The sequence below is a fragment of the Secundilactobacillus angelensis genome, assembly GCF_012641075.1.
GTDB classification, from domain to species: Bacteria; Bacillota; Bacilli; order Lactobacillales; family Lactobacillaceae; genus Secundilactobacillus; species Secundilactobacillus angelensis.
The window spans coordinates 1-943 of the sequence record NZ_JAAXLJ010000061.1 but is presented as its reverse complement, the minus strand read 5'-3'; the positions used below and the strand labels follow the sequence as shown (position 1 = coordinate 943).

At 53.1% G+C, this 943-nt stretch carries 1 pseudogene; it reads left to right on the top strand.

Annotation, left to right across the window (positions count from 1 at the left end):
• Nucleotides 1-943: pseudogene (locus HC026_RS12355) on the top strand (hypothetical protein); the annotation flags it as partial.

The window sequence follows — 943 nt, the reverse complement described above, 5'->3', positions numbered from 1 at the left end:
AGCTTCAAGTGCGATTACCGACTTGAAGAAGCAAGCTGACAGTCTGAAGAATTCGGCCATGATCCAGCATGCCGGTGACGACGTCACGAGTGCCGGTTCTAGTGCTACTTCAGCAGCAACCCAAGTTGGTGGTGCCAGCTCTACGGCTACGGATGTTTCATCCTTAGCGAAGGACTACACCAGTGATACGGACTTGGGCAGTCTCGCAACGGCAGCTAGTGGTTTCGCTCAGCAGGCCAGTGATCAGGCTTCTATAGCCGCAGATCAAGCTAAGACAGCTAGCGACGAAGCCGCTAAGATGAGCGGTTTAGCCGGATCGGATCAAGCTAAGTTCAGTGCAGCCTCAACGGCCGCATCCACCGCTTCAGTTGCAGCTTCAACAGCTTCATCGGCAGCTTCCATGGCCATGAAGAGTTTAAACAGCGTGCTCAGTGCAGCTAACGCGCAACACATGGCTAATGACGTCAAGAACGCCACTAGCGATGCTAAGAGCGCTGCAAACAGTGCCGCTCCAACGGGTCCTGAAGTTGCTTCAACGGGCTCAACCGCTGACAGCATCGCAAGCATGGCTAACCAGTATCCAAGTGACACTGATTTAAGTACTGCTGCCTCAACGGCTAGTGACTTGGCTAAAAAGGCTTCTGCCGCAGCTAAGTCGGCTAGTGATGCTGCTACTTTAGCATCTAGTGCAGCTTCAACTGCTAGTTCTGCCGCCACCGCTGGTGACAGTAGTGCTGCTAGTTCAGCTAGTGTAGTCGCAAAGAATGCTTCGGCTTCAGCAGCTGATGCTTCCACGGCTGCAAGTAATGCCGTTAAGTCATTAAATGATTTAAGCTCCGCTGCCGCCGGCAGCAACGTTACCAACAACAGTAGCGCTGCGGCAAGCAATTCAACTGCCGCTAGTGATGCTGCAACGTCAGCAGCAACCGATTCAACTAACGCC